22 protein-coding genes are annotated in these 20,149 nt (G+C 70.8%); 13 read left to right on the forward strand and 9 right to left on the reverse strand.

Annotated elements, in window-relative coordinates; all coding sequences use genetic code 11:
• Positions 1–358 precede the first annotated feature (358 nt).
• The 8 genes from AB0C15_RS03370 to AB0C15_RS03405 all read left to right on the forward strand — a co-directional run bounded on the left by AB0C15_RS03370 (position 359) and on the right by AB0C15_RS03405 (position 8,136).
• Positions 359–649, forward strand: coding sequence for a hypothetical protein (locus tag AB0C15_RS03370; RefSeq protein ID WP_357348208.1), 291 nt, complete (start codon positions 359–361; stop codon positions 647–649).
• Positions 650–675: 26 nt separating this feature from the next.
• Positions 676–894: a flavin reductase gene (locus tag AB0C15_RS03375; protein ID WP_357348209.1), complete on the forward strand. Its 219-nt coding sequence runs from the start codon at positions 676–678 to the stop codon at positions 892–894.
• A gap of 538 nt (positions 895–1,432) precedes the next feature.
• Positions 1,433–2,446: a hypothetical protein gene (locus tag AB0C15_RS03380; protein ID WP_357348211.1), complete on the forward strand. Its 1,014-nt coding sequence runs from the start codon at positions 1,433–1,435 to the stop codon at positions 2,444–2,446.
• Positions 2,447–2,735: 289 nt separating this feature from the next.
• Positions 2,736–3,686, forward strand: a complete 951-nt coding sequence (locus AB0C15_RS03385; RefSeq protein WP_357348213.1) for a hypothetical protein — start codon at positions 2,736–2,738, stop codon at positions 3,684–3,686.
• 1 nt (position 3,687) lies between these two features.
• Positions 3,688–4,032, forward strand: a complete 345-nt coding sequence (locus AB0C15_RS03390) for a hypothetical protein (RefSeq protein ID WP_357348215.1) — start codon at positions 3,688–3,690, stop codon at positions 4,030–4,032.
• A gap of 909 nt (positions 4,033–4,941) precedes the next feature.
• Positions 4,942–5,187, forward strand: a complete 246-nt coding sequence (locus AB0C15_RS03395) for a hypothetical protein (protein WP_357348216.1) — start codon at positions 4,942–4,944, stop codon at positions 5,185–5,187.
• 513 nt (positions 5,188–5,700) lie between these two features.
• On the forward strand, positions 5,701–6,006 hold the full coding sequence (locus AB0C15_RS03400) for a hypothetical protein (protein ID WP_357348218.1): 306 nt from the start codon (positions 5,701–5,703) through the stop codon (positions 6,004–6,006).
• A 291-nt stretch (positions 6,007–6,297) separates the two neighbouring features.
• Complete coding sequence (locus AB0C15_RS03405) at positions 6,298–8,136, forward strand: NHL domain-containing thioredoxin family protein (protein WP_357348220.1); 1,839 nt, start codon at positions 6,298–6,300, stop codon at positions 8,134–8,136.
• Positions 8,137–8,167: 31 nt separating this feature from the next.
• On the opposite strand, the gene AB0C15_RS03410 is transcribed toward AB0C15_RS03405, so the two are convergent.
• The 3 genes from AB0C15_RS03410 to AB0C15_RS03420 are packed head-to-tail and all read right to left on the reverse strand — an operon-like array spanning position 8,168 to position 10,576.
• Positions 8,168–8,917, reverse strand: a complete 750-nt coding sequence (locus tag AB0C15_RS03410; RefSeq protein ID WP_357348222.1) for a 5-oxoprolinase subunit PxpA — start codon at positions 8,915–8,917, stop codon at positions 8,168–8,170.
• Positions 8,901–9,764: a biotin-dependent carboxyltransferase family protein gene (locus tag AB0C15_RS03415; protein ID WP_357348224.1), complete on the reverse strand. Its 864-nt coding sequence runs from the start codon at positions 9,762–9,764 to the stop codon at positions 8,901–8,903. The genes AB0C15_RS03410 and AB0C15_RS03415 overlap by 17 nt, the downstream gene beginning before the upstream one ends.
• Complete coding sequence (locus AB0C15_RS03420) at positions 9,761–10,576, reverse strand: allophanate hydrolase subunit 1 (RefSeq protein ID WP_357348226.1); 816 nt, start codon at positions 10,574–10,576, stop codon at positions 9,761–9,763. The genes AB0C15_RS03415 and AB0C15_RS03420 overlap by 4 nt, the downstream gene beginning before the upstream one ends.
• 107 nt (positions 10,577–10,683) lie before the next feature.
• On the opposite strand from AB0C15_RS03420, the gene AB0C15_RS03425 reads away from it, so the two are divergent.
• Positions 10,684–11,361 carry a hemolysin III family protein gene (locus AB0C15_RS03425; RefSeq protein WP_357348228.1) on the forward strand — a complete coding sequence of 226 codons (678 nt, stop codon included), beginning with the start codon at positions 10,684–10,686 and terminating at the stop codon, positions 11,359–11,361.
• A gap of 240 nt (positions 11,362–11,601) precedes the next feature.
• Here the strand turns inward: AB0C15_RS03425 and AB0C15_RS03430 are convergent, their stop codons facing one another.
• Entirely contained in the window at positions 11,602–11,889 is a 288-nt protein-coding gene (locus tag AB0C15_RS03430) for a DUF6458 family protein (RefSeq protein WP_357348230.1), read from the reverse strand.
• Between the two features lie 112 nt (positions 11,890–12,001).
• Here AB0C15_RS03430 and AB0C15_RS03435 point away from each other — a divergent pair, with 112 nt between their 5' ends.
• Positions 12,002–12,541 (forward strand): histidine phosphatase family protein, encoded by a 540-nt coding sequence (locus AB0C15_RS03435; protein WP_357348232.1) that lies wholly within the window; start codon positions 12,002–12,004, stop codon positions 12,539–12,541.
• Between the two features lie 57 nt (positions 12,542–12,598).
• On the opposite strand, the gene AB0C15_RS03440 is transcribed toward AB0C15_RS03435, so the two are convergent.
• From AB0C15_RS03440 to AB0C15_RS03455, 4 genes are all read right to left on the reverse strand, one after another.
• A complete protein-coding gene (locus tag AB0C15_RS03440; protein ID WP_030332052.1) occupies positions 12,599–12,868 on the reverse strand; it encodes a DUF6458 family protein in 270 nt (89 codons plus the stop codon).
• Between the two features lie 194 nt (positions 12,869–13,062).
• The gene (locus AB0C15_RS03445; protein WP_357348233.1) at positions 13,063–14,919 is read right to left on the reverse strand and encodes an acyl-CoA dehydrogenase; all 1,857 of its coding nucleotides are present in this window, start codon (positions 14,917–14,919) and stop codon (positions 13,063–13,065) included.
• A gap of 129 nt (positions 14,920–15,048) precedes the next feature.
• On the reverse strand, positions 15,049–16,173 hold the full coding sequence (locus AB0C15_RS03450; protein WP_357348678.1) for a PP2C family protein-serine/threonine phosphatase: 1,125 nt from the start codon (positions 16,171–16,173) through the stop codon (positions 15,049–15,051).
• Between the two features lie 104 nt (positions 16,174–16,277).
• The gene (locus tag AB0C15_RS03455; protein WP_357348235.1) at positions 16,278–16,916 is read right to left on the reverse strand and encodes a septal ring lytic transglycosylase RlpA family protein; all 639 of its coding nucleotides are present in this window, start codon (positions 16,914–16,916) and stop codon (positions 16,278–16,280) included.
• Between the two features lie 192 nt (positions 16,917–17,108).
• Here AB0C15_RS03455 and AB0C15_RS03460 point away from each other — a divergent pair, with 192 nt between their 5' ends.
• The 3 genes from AB0C15_RS03460 to AB0C15_RS03470 are packed head-to-tail and all read left to right on the forward strand — an operon-like array spanning position 17,109 to position 19,226.
• Positions 17,109–17,660, forward strand: coding sequence for a phosphoribosyltransferase family protein (locus AB0C15_RS03460; protein WP_357348237.1), 552 nt, complete (start codon positions 17,109–17,111; stop codon positions 17,658–17,660).
• Between the two features lie 33 nt (positions 17,661–17,693).
• Positions 17,694–18,740: a questin oxidase family protein gene (locus AB0C15_RS03465; protein ID WP_357348239.1), complete on the forward strand. Its 1,047-nt coding sequence runs from the start codon at positions 17,694–17,696 to the stop codon at positions 18,738–18,740.
• Between the two features lie 54 nt (positions 18,741–18,794).
• A complete protein-coding gene (locus AB0C15_RS03470) occupies positions 18,795–19,226 on the forward strand; it encodes an ASCH domain-containing protein (RefSeq protein ID WP_357348241.1) in 432 nt (143 codons plus the stop codon).
• 22 nt (positions 19,227–19,248) lie between these two features.
• On the opposite strand, the gene AB0C15_RS03475 is transcribed toward AB0C15_RS03470, so the two are convergent.
• Positions 19,249–20,127 (reverse strand): LLM class flavin-dependent oxidoreductase, encoded by an 879-nt coding sequence (locus tag AB0C15_RS03475; protein WP_357348243.1) that lies wholly within the window; start codon positions 20,125–20,127, stop codon positions 19,249–19,251.
• Positions 20,128–20,149: the final 22 nt, after the last annotated feature.

A 20,149-nucleotide genomic window follows, 5' to 3' on the forward strand; every position in this document is an offset into this window, starting at 1 on the left:
CCTCCGAGCGGACGTCTTCGACGTCTATAGAACGTATAGCTACGTGGTGTAGCCGTCCAGCTTCGATGGGCAAGGTGCTTTGTAGACGGCGCGGCCGGTAGGGACCCGAACCCCGGCGGACGCGTTCGTAACCGGGGGCCCGGCCGAACCGACGGCGAGCACACCGAGGCCGGGCCCCCTTCCCAAAGCTACGAGCAGGGGGAGCGCGCGTGCCGGACAAGCCGCCCGAACCGAAGCCTGATCCGAAGCCCGAACCGGCGACGCCACCGCCGATTCCTTGGCCGCCGGGAACGATCGTCCCGATCTGGCCCGTGAGCCGCCGTAACCGCGTCCCTGACCGCCGTTGGGTGGCCGCCGCATGACCGGGGCCGCGCGGAAGCCGCAAACGGGCGACGTCTTGTACCTGACCCGTGCTGCGAGTGTGCAGTTTCTGCGCCCGATCACTGTGCGCGTGATTCGCGTTCTCGACTGGCCGACGTACGACGGTTGGCTCTGGCTGGACGGGTACGAGCTGGCCGCGAGCGGGGACGCGGTCGCGCGCCGGTCCCTGTTCGTCATGCCCGCCGGCCTGATCTGGCGAGACCCGCCCCCGGTCGTCCGGACGACTTCCCGCCGCCCGGTCGCCCGCACGCCGGTGCGGGTCGGCTGATGGTTCGGCTTACGGATCACCTCCCCTTGCGTCCGTCGTGGCGCTGTCCGGCCTGCGGCATCCTGTGGCCCTGCTCGGCCGCGAAGCTGCGCCTCCTCGGCAAGTACCGCGAGGATCGGCCGGGCCTACTGACGCACATGGCGAAGGCCCAGGAGGAGGCGACGGCCGACCTGAAGAAACTCAACCCTGACGCCACGTTGCCGGACCTGACCCCGCGCTTCGTCGGCTGGGCTGAACGCCGGTAGCTGACCTCCTCTGACCGCCCGCCCTGGGTCCGCCCTCTTCCCCCGTGGAGGACCGCCCCGGGGCGGGTCTCGTTTTGCCGTGAACACCTGGCGCACCCCTGGCCCACTCCTCCTGTGTCCGCAAGAGACACGATGCCCAGGAGGCCCCGCCCGTGTCTGAAGCCGGCCCCGATCCACCAAGCCCGGCGGTTGTCGTCGCCGACCTGGCCGACACCGCCGCCTAGCGCCGCCGAGAGCCCGTCGAGTCCCCGCGTGGGGCCCGGCGGGCTTTTGGCTTTCCAGGGACGCCGTGAACGGGCCGAAGGCCGAGTGATGGTTGTTGCAACATGGCTAGGTTTCGTCACCCCCTTATCTCTTCTTTGGAGGAGGAGAAGAAGAAGTAGAAGAGAGATATAGGAATGACGAAACCTAGCCCGTTTGCAACAACCATCACTCGCCCTGGACGTCGCCCGGCCCGCCGGCTGAACACCTGGCATCCCCCTGGCCCACTCACAGAGTGAACGCCCCGCCTTCCCGGCGCTGACCCCGAGGAGTTGACGTGTCCGACCAGGACCCACCACCAACCCCGGCGGCCCAGTTGGCCGCCATCGCTCACGACTACTACGCGCCCCGGCCCCGGCTGGCTGATCCCGCTTACTCGAACCTCCTAAGGCGGCCCGAGGTTCAGCCCTTCGACGCCGTCCGTCTCGGCCGGGCCCTGGCTCCGATGTTCACTAGGGGCTACGTCCAGCGCGTGACCGTGGCCGAGTACGACACAGACACCGTCGAGCGCCGCACGGTCGCCCAGCGCAGCGCCGCCGACCTGGTCCGCGCCGATTACCTGTCGGCCGACGATTTCGCCGGCCGCGTCGCCCTGCTGGTGACGCACCTCCCGGACGCCACGCCCTCGACGTCGTCCGGCGTAGCCCGCGCCGTCCGTGACTCGCGCGCCCTGGCCGCGTTCGGGGTGCGGTCCCCGTGGGCGCGGGCGGTCGCCCGAGCGGTCGTCGCCGAGCTTCCCGCGCTGGACGACGCCGGCCTGACACTGTTCCGCGACGGCGAACCGGAGCGCCCGGCCGCCGGCTGGACGGCCGAGCAGCGCCGCGAGTATGACCGGGCCCGCCGGGTCCCACGTGACCCGTCCATCGTGGCCGCCCAGTGGGTCGCTACCTGGCGCGACCAGACAGGTCCCGGCGCGCACCCGGCGGCCGACGTCTACCGCGCCTACGTCGCCTCGGCTGAGCGGGCCGGCGCGACGCCGGTAGGCCGCACTCACTTTTACAAGCTGGCCGAGGCGGTTTGCGGACCTCGCAAGCGGCGAGCCAGCGGCCCCGTGTTCGTCGTTTCCCAGGAGGCAACGCCGATGGACCGCAAGCAACGCCGAGACCTCGCCGCCGCGATCGTGGACCGCCTAACCGTTGAGTGGCGTACCCACGCCCTCGACGGCCTCGCCGACCTTCTCGCCGAGCGTCAGGCCGCCACCGCCACTAATTCCGCGGCGACCACCCCCGCGATTAGCGGCGCCGCAAATGTTGTCGACCTCGCCGCGCATCGCGCCCGCCGGGCCGCATAGCCGCAACACCTCGACGCCCCCGGCCCGCCGATGTCGGCGACCTCGGGGCGTTCGCGTACCCCGCGTCAACCGTCAGAGGTGGTCCGGTCGACGTAGCCAGCCGTATCCGGAGTCACCCGGGTACGGCTGACCTGTGGCTGGTCGCGGCCCCCGGCGAGACCGACCCGTCAACCCCCGAGGGCAAGCCCTAGAACGACCGGAACTAAGCCGACCCCGCCCAACTACCGCCCGCCCCTGATCACCCGCCAGAACACGTCTGGCGGGGGTCTTACCGTACGAAAGAGAGCCCATGACGACCACCGCCCAGCCCTTCGACCCGAACGCCGTAGCCGCCGCAGCCCGGGGCGACGAACCGGCGACCGAGGTGCGCAAAGGGATTGAGCTTTCCGGCGCGGATACCCGGCGCATCCTCGCCAACATGAGCGGCGCGTCGGAAGCGCCCCGGCCCCGGTACCCGCTGTTTCCTGAGTCGTTCGACCGCCCCGAGTTCGCCGCCCTGGCCGCTGCCGTCGCTGCCCTGGACGGAGCGACCAGCCGCCGCGAGGACGCGCAGGACGCCTACCAGGACGCCGAGGACGCCTACCGCGTCGACCTCGGCGCGTGGGAGCGGGCACAGGCTGAGACCGCGAAAAAGATCGCGGCGGGTGCGAAGGTCCCCGCGAAGATTGAACCGCGCCCCACGCCGGCCCCATACGAGGCGAAGGCCGAACTTCTGGCCCGCGTCGCTGGCGAGGCGGTCAAGGCCGAAGCCAGGGCCGCCGAGGCGGTGAACGCCGAATGCCGGAAGGTCGGGACCGAGGTCGCCCGCTTCGCCGCCGACCGCCAGCGCGCCATGGCCGAGGCCGTACGTCCGAAGCTAGCCGAGGTCCTGGCCGAAGTCGGCGACCTGATCGAAGCGCACGAACGGGCATACGCCGCGCGGACGTGCGAGACGTCCGACCGCCTGGCCGCCGCCCAGGGCTGGGAACCGAGTCGGGCCTACCTGCGCCAGAACCGCGATAACGCCGCGTTCGTGGTCGCCCAGGGGTTTTACTCGCGCGAGGTTGACCGGCACGAGGACGCCGGTAAGCGCGGGGTTGCTGCCCTCCGCGTCCTGGTCGACGCTCTGGCGGTCGAGAACTTCGCGGCCCCGTGGCCAACCGGGACGGACCCGGTCGACGCCGTCCGCGACCGGCTCGCCAGGGGCCGGCCCGACACCACGCCCAGCGTGTCGCCCGTCGCCTTCTTCGAGGGGGCGTGACGTGACAGCCGAAAAGGTCGCGCGAGCCGTGACGGCTGCTCAGGAGGCCGAGCGGGTGAAGGCTGAGCCGCAACACCGGGCGGACCGAGATTGGCTCGTCGCCGACGCCGCTCGACGCTATGGCCTAGGTGACGCCCTGGCCGCGATGATCAAGGGGGACACCGCCGCCGAGATCCAGCGGGACGCCCGCCGCCTTACCGTCGAGCGTTCGACACTCCACGCCGCCGAGGCCGAGGTTCAGCCGGAAGCCCCGAGGCTCGCCCCGGTGTCTGGCCGGGCCCCGGCCGATCAGGGCCTGTACGACTTCGATCCGACCAACGTGGTTCGACAGGTTCGCCGGCCCTAATAGCGACACGAACGGGAGGGCCCTCGGGAAACCGGGGGCCCTCGCCTACGTCGGCGCACGCCGGTCCGCCCCCGGCCTACCTCCTGATCCGGACGTCCGGCACGTGGCGTCCTCGCCGCGAGCGTCGCGAGTCGCGACTGACTCAGCGTGAGGGTTACTGACCGTGACCCTGGGGGAGGGTCCCCCTTGGCCTCTTCCCCACACCGAAACGGCATAGCGTCCCCCTGTTTGTACGGGCATAGAGGTCGCGCCCATGGAGTGCGTTCGTTCAGGCCTGCTCAACCGTCAATCTCTGTGCTTCAATCTGATCCCATGGCATCCCCTGATGTTGAGGTGAGTACAGACGCTCCGACCCTGTTGATCGTCTCCGACCTCGGTGAGAACCCGTCGCTTTCCACAGTAAGACGGCATATCGAAGCCTTAGATGTTCTGGCTTGTGTGACTAGAGCACTCGCCTCCGCTAGAAGGTCGGTTACGGCCGCCCGGGGGGCTGAGGCGCTACTGGAACATGTGCAAGAGGCCGCTTCGGAAGCCAGAAGGGCGGCACCTCTCAGCGTCGTCAGGATGCGGTTAGCAAGCCCACTGGAGGTTGTGCTTACCACAGCCGCCGGCCAGTTCGCGCCGGTTGCGTATGGGCTTGCGGGGATGGCGGCTATTGAGCGGGCCATCAGACTGGTCATGGAATGGCAGACTCACAAGGCAGACATCCGGGACAGGCAACTTAGAGATACTGCGGAACATGAACGCGCCGCGAGCCGACGAATCGCAAGGACGGTCGCTGAGGAGTCGTTCGGGGAAGAAGTGCCATCCGAAGTGGTCGATATAATTGGACGGCCGGTCGGCAGCCTCGCGCGGAGCCGCGTGGTTCACGTCGAGTCGACCGGAGACTTCCGAGGTTAGGCTTGCGCAGTGGTTAGAAAGATTGCAGACCTACGCAAGGCGACGGACGACGATCTCATCGCCGAACACGACAGGTTGGCTCAGCAGACTGTCCCGGGAACCGCTTACTACACGGACGAGTTGGAGCGCCGCGAGCGCCGCAGAGCCATCGAAGCCTCAGACCGCCTCGCGCGCCGTGCCTACCGGCTCGCCTGGTCCAACACTCTCCTCGCGCTGGTCGCCGCCGCCGCCGCGATCGTGGCTCTTTTCAAGTAGTCCTGGCATGAGACAGCCCCGCCCGGCTAGGTTCCGGTGCGGGGCTTCTTGGGGTTTAGGTGACGGGGGCTCCCGTCGGACGTTGAAGCCCCCGTCACGGGCAGAGGACCGACCTGTGTCCTCGACCGAACCTCAGTACCAGTGGCCGGTGATGAGCAGAACCAGGTACGTGATCCGCAGCGCAGTCTCTACGACTGATCCGATCTCGCTGGTTCTCCGAAGTACCTGACCTCTCTCTGCCCTTTCCCGCCGCCGCACCATCGGTTTGCGCGTTGAGCGCATTTCGGATCCTCCTCGGCCGCCGCCTCCCATCAGGGAATTGACGAACCCGGTCCGGCGCTAGCTGCCGGTCCGCCGCCTGGGGCCACGGCGAGAGGTGGTTCCTACCCCACAAAAGAGCGTATCGATGGGATGCAACTGTCCAACGCGCACACGGGGTCGTCGTGTTGGGCCGGCTGCCGAGTTCTTACGGGGTACGGTGTGGCGTCTATCTGGAGCGTCTGGGGAGGGCCTGTGTCCAGTCATCCGCCGCTGACCCTTGCTGTCTGGCAGGCTCACCACGATTTGCGGGAGCGAGGCGAGCATGTGCCGGCCCCTGAGGTCGTTGAGGAGATCACTCGCGCTGCAATCGCCGTCTACCTAAACGCCCTCGCCGCCGAGAACAAGATTCAGGTTGGCTACGAGGCTGGCGTGGAGGGAGGCGCCTCGTGGGTGCACCGCGCGATCTACTCGCCTGATCTTCAGCGGATGGCCGATCAAGCTCGTCAAGCCCCTCCAATCGGCGTTCCTGACGAGAAGGTCGGCCCCTTCGACTGGTAGATGCCTATGCCGCCTCCTCGGCAGCGATCTCGGCAAGCCGCTGGGCCTCGGGGTCGTCGAACACACCCAAATCGAAGCTGACGTCAGCCGGCACCCCGCGCCGTAGACTTCCCGGCACCGATGGAGCCGTCTACCGTCGGCCGAATCTGGGACAAGGTCGAGGTCCGCGAGTACGCCGCGAGGCGTCGGGAACGCAACGAAGGCGGCGCGGGCTAAGACGCCTCGACGCTTTCTGTCGTCCGGGTCACGACCACCGATACGGAAAAGCCTCGCCGTGGCAGGCTGACAGGCATGGCAACGACAGCGCGTGTACGTGCGCCCGAACTACGGGGCCGGCAGTGGCTCAACACAGGTGGACAAAACCTGACATTGCAGGATCTTCGAGGTCGCTGTGTCTTGTTAGATTTCTGGACGTTCTGCTGCATCAACTGCCTGCACGTGCTCGATGAGTTGCGCCCACTCGAGGAGAAGTACGGCGACGTCCTGGTCGTGATCGGTGTGCACTCGCCGAAGTTCGAGCACGAGAAGGACGCCGACGCGCTGGCCGCCGCCGTGGAGCGGTACGGGGTGCACCACCCCGTACTCGACGATCCTGAGCTGGAGATGTGGCAGCAGTACGCGGCCCGGGCCTGGCCGACCCTTTCGGTGATCGACCCCGAGGGTTACGTGGTGGCCACCATGGCCGGCGAGGGGCACGCCGAGGGGCTGGCCCGGCTGATCGACGAACTCGTCGCGACCCACGAGGCCAAGGGCACCCTGCACCGGGGTGACGGCCCGTACGTGCCGCCGCCGGCACCGGAGACCGCGCTGCGCTTCCCGGGCAAGGCGGCACTGCTGCCGAACGGCAATCTGCTGGTCTCGGACTCGGCCCGGCACTCCCTGGTCGAGATCGACCCGGACGGCGAGACGCCGGTACGTCGGATCGGCTCGGGTGAGCGGGGCCGGGCGGACGGTCCGGCTGCCGCGGCGACGTTCTCCGAGCCGCAGGGGGTGTGCCTGCTGCCCACGCACGTCGCCGAGGTGGCCGGCTACGACCTGGTGGTGGCCGACACGGTCAACCACCTGCTGCGCGGCGTACGGCTGGAGTCCGGCGAGGTGGTCACGGTGGCCGGCAGTGGGCGGCAGTGGCGCGCCGAGGTCGACGACCACGCCCACGACGCGTTCGCCGTGGACCTCTCCTCCCCGTGGGACCTGGCCTGGTACGACGACAAGCTGATCATCGCGATGGCCGGCATCCACCAGCTCTGGTGGTTCGACCCGATCAAGCGCACCGCCGGCATGTACGCCGGCACCACTGTTGAGGCGCTGCGCGACGGCCCGCTGGCCGAGGCGTGGATGGCCCAGCCGTCGGGTCTCTCCACCTCCGCCGACGGCACCCGGCTCTGGGTGGCCGACAGCGAGTCCAGCGCCGTCCGGTACGTCGAGAACGGCGTGCTGGGCACCGCCGTCGGGCAGGGCCTGTTCGACTTCGGGCACGTGGACGGTCCGGCGGAGTCGGCGCTGCTTCAGCACCCGCTGGGCGTGTGCGCGCTGCCGGACGGCTCGGTGCTGATCGCTGACACGTACAACGGCGCTGTGCGCCGCTTCGACCCGGCGAGCAACCAGGTCTCCACAGTCGCCGACGGGTTGGCGGAGCCGAGCGACCTGGTACTCACCCCGTCCGGTGAGGTGCTGGTGGTGGAGTCCGCCGCGCACCGGTTGACCCGGCTCGCGCCGGGTGCCCTGTCGGCGGCGGGTGCCAGCACGGTGGACGGGCCCCGGCACCGCACCGAGCGTAAGCCGACCGACATCGCGGCCGGCGAGGTCACGCTGGACATCGTCTTCACCCCGGCGCCGGGGCAGAAGTTGGACGAGACGTACGGGCCGTCGACCCGGCTGGTGGTCTCCGCGTCGCCGCCGGAACTGCTGGTGGAGGGTGCCGGCACCGGCACCGAGTTGTCCCGGCGGTTGGTGCTCAACGGCGAGGTCACCGCGGGGGTCCTCCAGGTGACCGCCCAGGCGGCGACCTGTGACGCGGACGTCGAACACGCGGCGTGCCACCTGACCCGGCAGGACTGGGGCGTACCGGTCCGGGTGGTCGACGGTGCCGAGACCCGGCTGCCGCTGGTGCTCCGCGGCCTGGACGCCTGAACCACGCGGAGGGGCCTGGAGGCCCCTCCGCTCAGGCGAACGGGGCCAGTGTGATGTCGGCGTCGATCAGGCTGGCGCGGACGAGTTCGGCGGCGGAGACCGCGCCCGGGGTGTCGCCGTGCACGCAGATCGAGTCGACCGAGCAGGGGATGACGGTGCCGTCCACCGCCACCACGCTGCGTTCCGTGGCCATCCGCGCCGCCCGTTCGGCCACCTGCTCGGGGTCGGTGATCACCGCGCCGGGGGTGCCGCGCGGCACCAACGCCCCGTTGGGCAGGTAGGCGCGGTCGGCGAAGGCCTCGGCGACCACCGGCAGGCCCGCGCCGACGGCGAGTTGGGCGAGTGTCGAGCCGGGCAGGCAGAGGATCGGCAGCTCGGAGTCGTACCCGCTGACGGCGGCGACCACCGCCGCTGCCTGCGATTCGTCGACGCTGGCCGCGTGGTAGAGCGCGCCGTGCGGCTTGAGGTAGCGGACCCGGGTGCGGAACAGCCGACAGAACGCGTCCAGCGCCCCCAACTGGTAGGTCACCTCGTCGCGTAGCTCGGCGAAGTCGTACGCGATGTGTCGCCGGCCGAAGCCGGCCAGGTCCCGGTAGCCGACCTGCGCGCCCACCGCGACCCCGCGCCGCGCGGCGCCCTCGCAGACCCGCCGCATGGTGGACGGGTCGCCGCCGTGGAAGCCGCAGGCGACGTTTGCGGAGGTGACGAGGCTCAGCAGCGCCTCGTCGTCGCCGAGTCGCCAGATGCCGAATCCCTCGCCCAGGTCAGCGTTGAGGTCCATGGAATCTGACGGTAGTACCTGGCCGGGCCTGCGCGAGCGCTGTCACGTCGGTGACCACCCCGATGACCGGGTATCCACCGGTGGTCGGATGGTCCGCGAGGAAGATCAGGGGTTGGCCGTCCGCCGGCACCTGCACCGCGCCGAGCACGATGCCCTCGCTGGGGAGTTCGCCGGCGACCGCGCGGGGCAGCGCCGCGCCGGCGAGCCGCGCGCCGACCCGGTTGCTCACCGGGCTGATGGTGTACGCGCTGCCGAAGAGCAGATCGAACGCGGCCAGCGTGAACCAGTCCGCGCGAGGGCCGGCACCGAGCGTCAGGTGCACCACCTCGGTCGGTGCGGGGCACACGGTCAGGTCCACCGCCGGGGGTGCGTCGACCGGCGCGCCGAGCGGCAGCCGGTCCCCGTCGCGTAACGGAGGCGGGCCAAGCCCGGAGAGGGTGTCGGTGGCCCTGCTGCCGAGCACCGGTGGCACGTCGATGCCGCCCGCCACCGCGAGCCAACTCCGGACGCCCCGTCGGGCGGGACCGATCCGCAGCACCGTCCCCGCCGGCACGCTGAGCGGGCGTCCGGTGTCACCCGGCCGAGCGCCCGCCTGGACCGGAACCTCGGCGCCGGTGACCGCCACCGTGGTCGCCCGGGTCAGCCGCAGGGTGCAGCCGGTCAGGGTGATCTCCAGGCCGGCCGCCTGCTCCGGATTGCCGACCAGCCGGTTGGCCAGCCGCAGGGCGTCCGGGTCGAGCGCCCCAGACCGGGGTACGCCCAGGTGCGCCCAGCCGGGCCGGCCCAGGTCCTGCACCGTGGTGAGCGCCCCGGCGCGGAGCACCTCGATGGCTGCCGGGTCGGTCATGCCACCACCATCCGAACCGTGCTGCCCGGACCGAGTCGGGCCGGCGGGTCGGCGGTCACGTCGAACAGGACCAGATCGGTGCGCCCGACCAACTGCCAACCGCCCGGGGACGCGCCCGGATAGATGCCGGCGTACGGGCCGGCCAGCGCGACCGAGCCGGCCGGCACCCGAGGACGGGGCGTGGCCAGCCGGGGCAGCGCCAACTCGGCGGGCAACCCGGTCAGGTAGGGAAAACCGGGCGCGAAGCCGCAGAACGCCACCCGGAACCGGGTGCTCGTCAACCGGTGCCGTACCGCCGCGACGTCCACCCCCCAGTGCTCCGCCACCACCGGCAGGTCCGGCCCGTCGAAGATCACCGGTACGACCACGTCCGCAGCGTCGTCCTCCTCGCCCTCGTGTCTGGCCCTGGCTCTGGCTTGGGCCATGGCTTTGGTGTCGGCTTCCGCTTCCGCCTGGTCTTCGGCGCTGTGGGATGCGGGTTGGGTCTGGTTGGCGGTGGCGGCTTGGTCGACGCGGGTAGCGGCGGTGGCGGCTTGGTTGGCGCGGGCGGTCGCGGCGTCGACGGCGGACGCCCACCGGCTCAACTGCCGGGCGGTGGTGGACGGGTCGGGCAGGCCGTCGAGCAGCACGGTCCGGGCCCCGGGAACGATCTCGACGGCGATCAGGTCGCCCAGGTCCCGACGCCGCCACAGCTCGGCCCGCCACGCTTCGACCAGCTCGGCCTCGGGGATGTCGGCAACGGCCTCGGGAGCGTCGGCGGGAGCGGTGCAGTCAAGGAGCAGGGCGTGCGCCCCGACAGGTCGGATCCGCATCCGCTCATCTTGGCCGATGTCGCGCACGCCCGGTGTTCACGATGACGGTGCCGGGTGTCACCAACGCCACTACTTGCAAGTAACCTACGGTGTCGTAACCTGACTACGTGACCACCTCCGCCCCGCTTCGCCTGAAGCCGGTCGACATCGGCAAGCCCCGGATGCGCGGCTGGCTACACACGTACGCCTTCTTCGTCGCCCTGGTCTGCGGCATCGTGCTCTGCTCGATCGCCGCCACCCGGCCGGGGTGGGCACCCCTGGTGAGCTGCCTCATCTACAGCCTGACGGTCTGTGGCCTCTTCGGCACCAGCGCGCTGTACCACCGTCGTGTGTGGTCAGAGCGCGGCTATCAGGTGATGCGCCGGATGGACCACTCGATGATCTTCGTGTTCATCGCCGGCACGTACACACCGCTCTGCGTGATGCTGCTCGCGCCCCGACCGGCCACCGTGATGCTTGCCCTGGTCTGGGGCGGCGCGCTGGCCGGTGTGGCGGTCAAGGTCGTCTGGCCGCACGCGCCGCGCTGGGTGTCTGCGCCGCTCTACCTGGCGCTGGGCTGGGTGGCGGTGGCCATGCTGCCGGAGATCCTGCACGGGGGCGGCGTCGCCGCGCTGGTGCTGCTGATCATCGGTGGCGCGATCTACAGCATCGGCGCGGTCTTCTACGCACTGCGCCGACCCAATCCGTGGCCGACCGTCTTCGGCCACCACGAGTTCTTCCACGCCTGCACCCTGCTGGCGGCGCTCTGCCACCACATCGCGATCTACTTCGCGCTGTTCGCCTGACCCTCCGCTGGGCGGAAAACGCCACGGCGGCAGCCGCCATGATCGTGCTCGATCCAGGATGTAGTGGCCTCGCTCGCACCCCGAGACCCCTCTTTCCTGGATCGAGCACGATCTTCGTCCGCGCGATCCCTCCGCGCAATCGCGAGCAGGAGGCACGCAGTGGCCGGGCACGCACGCTGGGGCCGAGACGCGAGCCGGGGCCCCGCGACGCTGCGGGACCCCGGAGTGTGTGGGCGAGGGTCAGACCGGTCGGCCCGGCCGACGAACCTCGCGGTACTCCTGCATGACCTGGTTGTCCTGGACCGGCACCACCCGGTCGGTCACCACGCGTTCTTCGCGTACCGGGGCGGCGACCACCGTGCGGCGGCGGCTGCTCCAGAAGTAGAGGGTGGCGAGCAGGCCGGCGACACCGGCGAGCATCAGCACCCAGCCGACCACGGCCAGGTCCAGCCAGCCCAGATCGGCTTCCACTGCGAACGCGAAGATCGCGCCTAACGCGATCAGGAAGATACTGCCACCAATGCCCATGTCTCGCTCCTCGGCTCTAACCTGGCGTACGTCGCGCCGCGGCCGTCGGTAGGGGTGCGGCACCCATCGACTTACCCCGGCACGGAGATCGCCAATCGGGCAAGCTGGGGGCATGACGGACGCCAACCCTGAGGAACGGACACTGGTGTTGCTGCGGCACGCGAAGGCGGAGCAGGGCAGCGATGCGGCGGACGACGCCGAGCGCCCGCTCAGCGCACGCGGAGATGCGGACGCGGCTGCGGCTGGGGCCTGGTTGGCGCACCAAGGGCTGCTGCCCGACGTGGTGATCTGCTCGACGGCTCGACGCACGCGGCAGACCTGGCACGGGGTGGCGATGGGGATGACCGGTTCGCCGCCGGAGGGTGGCCCGAGTGGTCCCCGGCCGACCGTCCGTTATGAGCCAGGTGCGTACGACGCGCACCCCGAGGAGTTGTTGTCGCTGGTCCGCACGGTGGACCCGCAGGCCCGCACGGCGCTGCTCATCGCCCACAACCCCGGTATCTCGCTGCTCTCCGCGCTTCTCGATCCTGCGGGGGCCATCGACGAGGGCTTGCGCACCGCCGAGCTGGCGGTGCACCGCTGCCCGGCCAACTGGGCGGAGTTGAGCAGGGCGGGCGCACCCCTCACGACCCGGCACACCGCACGCGACTGAGCCACCCGCCGGCCGTCGGCGGGTGGCTCAGGGGTACGCGTCCAAGCCGTGCGAGGGTCAGGACGGCGGCGCGGTTGGTGGCGGCGGGTCCGGCGGTGGCGGCATCATCGCCGTCGGATGAGACAGCCGGTTCTCCTCCACGATGAGGGTTCGGGCACGCTTGCGCCGGTCCTGCCAGAACCAGAGCGTGGTCAGCAGTACGGCCAGCCCGGCCAGGATGAACACCCAGCCGACCGCGCGTACGTCGATCCACCAGACGTTGGCTCTCAGCGCGAAGGTCAGGATCGCGCCGATCGCGATGAGAAAAATGCCGCTTCCTACACCCATGTGCGCTGCACTCCCCCGTGCGGTGGCTCTGGGCGTTCCCTTTCGAGGTCACGCGACGGTTACCCGCCACGCCACCGGCATACCCGACTGGGCTCGCCCAATGCGTGCCCCCGCCGGGGCGGGACGGCGACGGCCGGCGGGGCAGACCTGCCCCGCCGGCCGCCGGTGCCGGGTGGTGCGACCCAGCACAGGACCTAGAAGGCCTCCTCCGGGAGGTCCATGATGTCGAGGTCGGCACCTTCGATGATCCGCCGGTCGGCACCGATGCGGGGCAGTACCTCACGGGCGAAGAAGCGGGCAGCGGCCACCTTGCCGGTGTAGAACGCCTTGTCGCTCGCCGAGACGTCGCCGGCCAGTGCCTTCAGCGCCACGTCGGCCTGCCGCTGGAGCAGCCAGCCGACCACGAGGTCGCCGATCGCCAGCAGGAACCGCCGGCTGCTCAGCCCGACCTTGTAGAGCGCGCGGGTGTCGCCGCCCTGCGCCTCGCCCAACCAGCCGGTCAGCACGCCGAGGATGTTCTGGATCTCGCCGAGGGCCTTGCCGAGCGCCTGCCGCTCTTCCTTGAGCTGGCCGTTGCCCGCCTCGGAGGTGATGAACTCCTGGATCTCGCCGGAGACCGCGAGCAGCGCCTTGCCGTTGTCCCGGACGATCTTCCGGAAGATCAGGTCGAGGCTCTGGATGGCGGTGGTGCCCTCGTACAGGGTGTCGATCTTGGCGTCGCGGACGTACTGCTCCAGCGGGTAGTCCTGGAGGAACCCGGAGCCGCCGTAGGTCTGCAGGGCCTCGTGCCCGAGCAGCTCGTACGCCCGCTCCGAACCGACGCCCTTGACCAGGGGCAGCAGCAAGTCGTTGACCCGCTTGGCCAGCCTGGTGGCCTTCTCGTCGCCGGCGGCCTCGGCCAGGGCGATCTTGTCCTGCCAGGTGGCGGTGTAGAGGACCAGAGCGCGGAGACCCTCGGCGTACGACTTCTGCAGCAGCAGCGAGCGGCGCACGTCCGGGTGGTGGGTGATGGTGACCCTGGGAGCGGTCTTGTCCGCCTGCTGGATGAGGTCGGCGCCCTGCACCCGGTTCTTCGCGTACTCGAGGGCGTTGAGGTAGCCGGTGGAGAGGGTGGCGATGGCCTTCGTGCCGACCATCATCCGGGCGTACTCGATGATCATGAACATCTGCCGGATGCCGTCGTGCCGATCGCCGAGCAGCCAACCCTTGGCCGGTACGCCGTGCTCGCCGAAGGTCACCTCGCAGGTGTTGGAGACCTTCAGGCCCATCTTGTGCTCGACGTTCGTGGCGTAGACGCCGTTGCGCTCGCCCAGCTCGCCGGTGGTCTCGTCGAAGTGGAACTTGGGCACCACGAAGAGCGACAGGCCCTTGGTGCCGGGGCCACCGACGCCCTCGACGCCGACCGGACGGGCCAGCACGTAGTGCACGATGTTGTCGCTCAGGTCGTGCTCACCCGAGGTGATGAAACGCTTGACACCCTCGATGTGCCAGGTGCCGTCGGGCTGCTGGATCGCCCGGGTGCGGCCCGCACCCACGTCCGAACCGGCGTCCGGCTCGGTGAGCACCATCGTGGAGCCCCACTGCTTGTCGATGAAGAGCTTGGCCCACTTCTTCTGCCGCTCGTTGCCCTCGACGTGCAGCACGTGCGCGAAGGACGGGCCGGAGGCGTACATCCAGACCGGCGCGTTCGAGCCGAGCACCAGCTCGGCGAGCGCCCACCAGAGGGCGCGCGGAGCGTTGGTGCCGCCAAGCGCCGGCGGCAGGTCCAGGCGCCAGAACTCGGAGTCCATGAATGCCTGGTAGGACTTCTTGAACGACTCCGGCAGCGGCGCGGTGTGCGTCGCCGGGTCGAAGACCGGCGGGTTGCGGTCACTGTCGGTGTAGCTGGCGGCCAGGTCCTCGCGGGCGAGGCGGTCGACCTCAGCGAGGAAGCTGCGGGCGGTGTCGGTGTCGAGATCCGAGTACGGCTCCTGGCCGAACGCCCGGTCCGCCCCGAAGACCTCGAACAGGTTGAACTCGAGATCCCGGAGGTTGCTCTTGTAGTGGGTCATGCTCGCTGGCCCCGCTTCCGGACAGGTGTTACCGATCAGTAACCCCGACTGTATTACTCGCGGGTAGGCAGCGACAAGCGGATCACCCAAGTGACGGCGATTACACACCCGTGGGTACGCCGGTCAGGATCAGCTCTCGGCGGCCCCGACCTCCCAGCTCGGGACGGCCACGGCCGCGCCGGTACGAGCACCGACGTACTCCATCAGGACAAGCGCGATGTCGTCGTCGAGCCGGCCGTGCACCCACTCGACCAGGGCGGTCTCCAACGACGCCAGCCCGTCGGCGACCGTGCCGTGGCCGAGCAGCCGCCAGGCCCGGTCGGCGGTGGGGAAGAACTCGCCGTCCCGCCGCGCCTCACCGAGGCCGTCGGTGAACAACAGCAGCCGGTCTCCGGGTTCCAGGCGTTCGACTCGGGGGCGGACCACCGGCATGAACCCGAGCGGGGGTGCCGGGGCCGGCGGTTCCAGCGGGATCACCGCGCCCCGGCGCAGCAGCAGCGGTGGAGGATGCCCGCAGTTGACGATCGTGAGGGTGCCGCCGCGCTCCTCGACGAGCGCCGCCGTGACGAAGTCCTCGTCGCCGACGTTGCGGGCCACCGCGCGGTCCAGGTCGGCGACGACGGCCCGCAGGTCGGCCCGCTCGTACGCCACGTGCCGGTAGGAGCCGAGGACGATGCTTGCCAGCCGGACCGCGTCCAGACCCTTGCCCCGCACGTCACCGATGATCATGCGGACGCCGTAGGGGGTGTCCATCGCCTCGTACAGGTCGCCGCCGATCTCGGCCGTCGCGGTGGAGGAGATGTAGCGCCCCGCGACCGAGAGTGTGCCGACCTGCGGCCCGAGCGGGCGCAACACCGCCTGCTGGGCCACCGCCGCGAGTTTGGTCAGCTCGACGATCCGCTCGGCCTGCCGTTGCCGGACCCACGCCACCGCCACCGCGAACCCGGTGACGAGCGCGACCGCGACAACGTTGACCGAGGTGCCCAACGAAACCTTCGGCGCGATCAGCGCGAAGCTGGCGCCGATGAGTGTCGCCGCGATGCCCACCCCCAGCACCACCAGCCAGGACGCCAGGCTGGCGGCGAGGATCGGCGCGGCCGCCAGGAGTGCGACGTAGTGCACCTTCCGGCCGTCCGCCGCCTCCATCGCCGACACGATCGCGAGCAGAATGAGGGCCGCGCCGAGGCCGGCGCGGGATCCGGGGCTCAGCGGGCGACGGCCCGACTGGAGGAGTCGCGTGGGTACGAGGGACAGTTTGCCTGATCCACGTGAACTGGTGAATGAACCTGACCCGTCGTCCGAGAAGGTTCTGTCCGGCCGGCCCAGTCGGCCGGCCGGATCGGCGTCGCTCGTCCCGCTCAGCCGAGGACCTCGTAGCGGACGGTGAGCGCGCCGACGTCGACCGAGGCGATGCTCGCGAAGGCGGCCCGGGAGAGGTCGAGGCAGCGGCCGTCGATGAACGGGCCGCGGTCGTTGATCCGCACCGTCACCGACTTGCCGTTGGCCGGGTTGGTCACCCGGACCTTGGTGTTGAACGGCAGCGTCTTGTGCGCGGCGGTCAGCGCGTCCGGGTTGAACGACTCACCGTTGGCGGTGAGCTGCCCGTCGGAGTAGAACGACGCCCCGCACGAACCGCTCTCCAGCACCTTCGCCGCAGCGGTGGTCTTCTTGACCGTCGGCTTCGGCTTCGGCTTCGGCGACGCGGTCCGCTCCCGGCCCCGGGAGGCAGCCTGCTGCGACCGGGTCGCCGACGGGCTGGCGGTCACACTCGGCGAGGCGCTGACGCTCGGCGAGACGGCCGGGGAGCTGGGCGTGAGGCTGCTCGCGGCGGTGGTCGGGGTGAGGTCGAAGGCCGTCTGCCCGGACTGGTCGGGGCCGGAGGCCAACTGCACGGCACCGACCGTGCCCCCCACGGCGAGGGCGACGCCGACCGCCGCGGTGGCCACGATGCCCGCCGGGGAGGAGAAGATGCGGGTACGGGAGTGCTTGCCTGCCACCGGCCCGGTCCTTTCGTCGACTTTCTGAACAAACCGGATCGGACCGTAACGAGAGAAGCACTTCCGAAGTCAACGTGATCATGGTGGTATGCCCGTATTTGCACAGGTACGTGTGGCCGATCATCCGACCCCGGGTAGGCCAGGCGGCCCGGGTGCCGTCACGGCCCACGAGCCGTGCTGCACGATGGGCGGATGCCCGCCGACCTGACCGAACGCCTGGCCACCCTGTTCCGCTGGATCGACCCGGGTCCGGGCACCAGTCACCTGGTCAGCGACATCTCCGGTTGGTGGCGGGACCCGGCGGTGCTGGCCGAGCTGGGACCGGCCCTGGTGGCGCCGTACCGGGCCGCACGGCCCACGGTGGTGCTCGCCCCGGCGGTCACCGGGCTGCTGATCGGGCCCCTGGCCGCCACCGCCCTCGGGGTCGGCTTCGTGGCCGCCCACAAGCCCGGTGACGGGCGCCTCCCGGCCGGGCCGCTCACCTGGGCGCAGAGCCCACCTGACTACCGGGGCCGCCGCGTCGACCTCGCGGTACGGGACCGGCACCTCGGCCCCGACGACCGGGTGCTGGTGGTGGACGACTGGGTGCGTACCGGCGCGCAGCTCCGCGCCCTCTACGACATCTGCGCGGCACGCGGCGCCGAGGTGCTGGGCACCGCAGTGGTGGCCGTGGACTGCCCGCCCGACGTCGCGGCCGAGCTGCGGATCACCGGCCTGATCGATGCCGCGGATCTGCCCGCTTGACCTGAAGCGAGGTTCAACATTGACGATCGACGGATGAGTGACGGAGTTCTCGACGAGGCGTACGAGCGACTGCACCACACCGGCCCGGAATTCGAAGGCTGGTTGTCCAACCACGGGCCGATGGCCGTCGAGGCGTTGGTCCGGCACGGGCACCCGCACCGGGTGCACCGCTGGCTCGACGACTACCTCGGCCGCCTCGACGAGCTGCCCCGGGGGCTACAGCCGATCGACGACTGGCGGGAGGCGCTCGGCGACCCGAAGCGGGCCGGTGACTGGCTGGCGTACTTCGACAGGCAACTGCGCGAACACCCGTGGCGCGAGGTGCTCGGCACGTGGTGGCCCCGGCTGCTGCCGGGCATCGCCGCCGGCGCCACGCACGGGGTGATCCGGGTCGGGCACGCCGTCCGCGCGCTCGAAGCGGACGACGAGAACCCACGACGGCTCGCCGAGCTGGGTCAGGCCCTCGGCTACTGGGCGGCCCGCTGGCTGCCCGTCCCCGGCGCCGACCAACTGTTCGCCGCGAACCCGGGTCGGCCGGACACCGACCCTGTCGACGTGGAAGCCGCGCTGGACGCGGTGCCCCGGATCGCGGACCAGACCGGAGGTGTCCGGGACCGGCTGGGCCGGCTGCCGGCCGTACCCCGGTGGGAACCGGCGCTCGCGGCGCTGCGCCCGGCGCGGAGCCCGGCCGAGGCGCAGCGGGGGCTCGCCGCGCTGATCCACCGGGCCGGCCTGGACTACCTGCGCTTCGGGCACAGCGACCCGGTCATGCTCGTGCACGCGGTCACCGCGCCGACCGCCGTGCTGCGTACACTGCCGGCTCTGGACCGGGGGTTGTGGGCGCCGAGCCTCGCCGCGGCCTGGGCCGCGACGGCGGCCATGACCTCGGTGTACGCCCCAGCCGCCGGCATCGCGCCACCGACCGCGGCCCCCGCGACGCCGGCGGAGGTCTTCGCCCGCGCGGCCCGGCACGGTGACGAGCACGTGGTCAAGCTGGCCGACGCGATCCTCGACGCGCACGCGGCAAGTGGCGACGACCGGCTCCTCACCGCACCCGGCTACGCCGGTCAGCTGATCTGACGGAGACGCGTATTGCGGCGGCGGCCCGGGCCGGGCTGGCCTAGCCTCGGCAGGATGTGGCCCCGGATCGGTGAACTGCGCGCCCTCGCCCTCGGCACCCCCGGCGAGTTGCGGGAAACCCTCAACACCCTGGTGCTGGCCGGCGTGAAGACCGCGACGGCCGGCCGGCTCGCCGAGTACGCGGAAGAGGGCGAGGAGTTGGAGCAGGTCGGCGAACGCCTCGCCCTGGTCGACGACGACGACGCCCTGGCCGGCGTGGTGGAGGTCACCGGAGTCGAGGTGGTCCGCTTCGCCGACGTGCCCTGGGACTTCGCCCGGGCCGAGGGCGAGGGTGACCGCTCGATCGAGGAGTGGCGGGCCGGGCACTCGGCCTACTGGGCGCGGCTCGGCACGCCCGTCGACGGCGACACCCCGATCGTCTGCCTCCGCTTCCGACTGGTCTCCGGCGGCGAGGGTGGGGTGGCAAGCGGCGACCTCGGCACCTGACGCGGCGGTCGGTGCGCTGGCCTCAGCCGCGTAGCTGGGGCAGCAGCCGCGTCGCCACGTCCACCAGGACGGCCTCGTCGCCGGCGTACCAACTGCTGGCGCGCGGCCAGTGCGTCACCACGTCGGTGAAGCCCAACTCGGCGGCCCGGCCGACCTGGTCGGCGAAGAACTGTGCACTGCTCAGCGAGAAGACCGGCGCCGCGTCAAGCGAGAGGTAGCGGTCCAGGCTGGCCGGGTCGCGGCCCGCCTCGTCAAGGGTCCGGTCCATCCGCGCGGACAGCGCCGACACGCTTGCCCACCAACCCGCCAGGTCGTCGTCACCGGTGCCGGTGGTCACCCACCCCTGCCCGAAGCGGGCCACCAACCGCATCGACCGTGGCCCGTTGGCGGCCACCACGAACGGCACCCGGGGCTGCTGCACGCAGCCGGGGTTGTTGCGGGCATCCACCGCGGCGAACCAGTCGCCACGCCAGGTGGTGCCGTCCTCCCGCAGGATCAGGTCCAACAGTTCGGTGAACTCGGCGAACCTGTCGACCCGCTGTCGCGGCGGCAGCGTCTCACCGCCGAGCACCGCCGAGTCGAAACCGATACCGCCCGCGCCCAGGCCGAGCAGCAGCCGACCGGCCGAGACGTCGTCCACCGTGGTGATCTGTCGGGCGAACGCGGCCGGGTGCCGGAAGTTCGGCGACGCCACGAGGGTGCCCAGCCGAATCCGCGAGGTCACCGTGGCGGCGGCGGTCAACGTGGCCATCGAGTCGAACCACGGACCGTCCACCAGATCACGCCAACCCAGGTGGTCGTACGTCCAGGCGTGGTCGAAGCCCCACTCGTCGACCTGCCGCCAGCGACGCTGCGACTCCGTCCACCGCTGGTCCGGGAGGATCACGATGCCAATCCGCATGATCGCCACCCTAGTCGGGCCG

Source organism: Micromonospora sp. NPDC048835, assembly GCF_040649995.1.
Taxonomy (GTDB): Bacteria; Actinomycetota; Actinomycetes; order Mycobacteriales; family Micromonosporaceae; genus Micromonospora.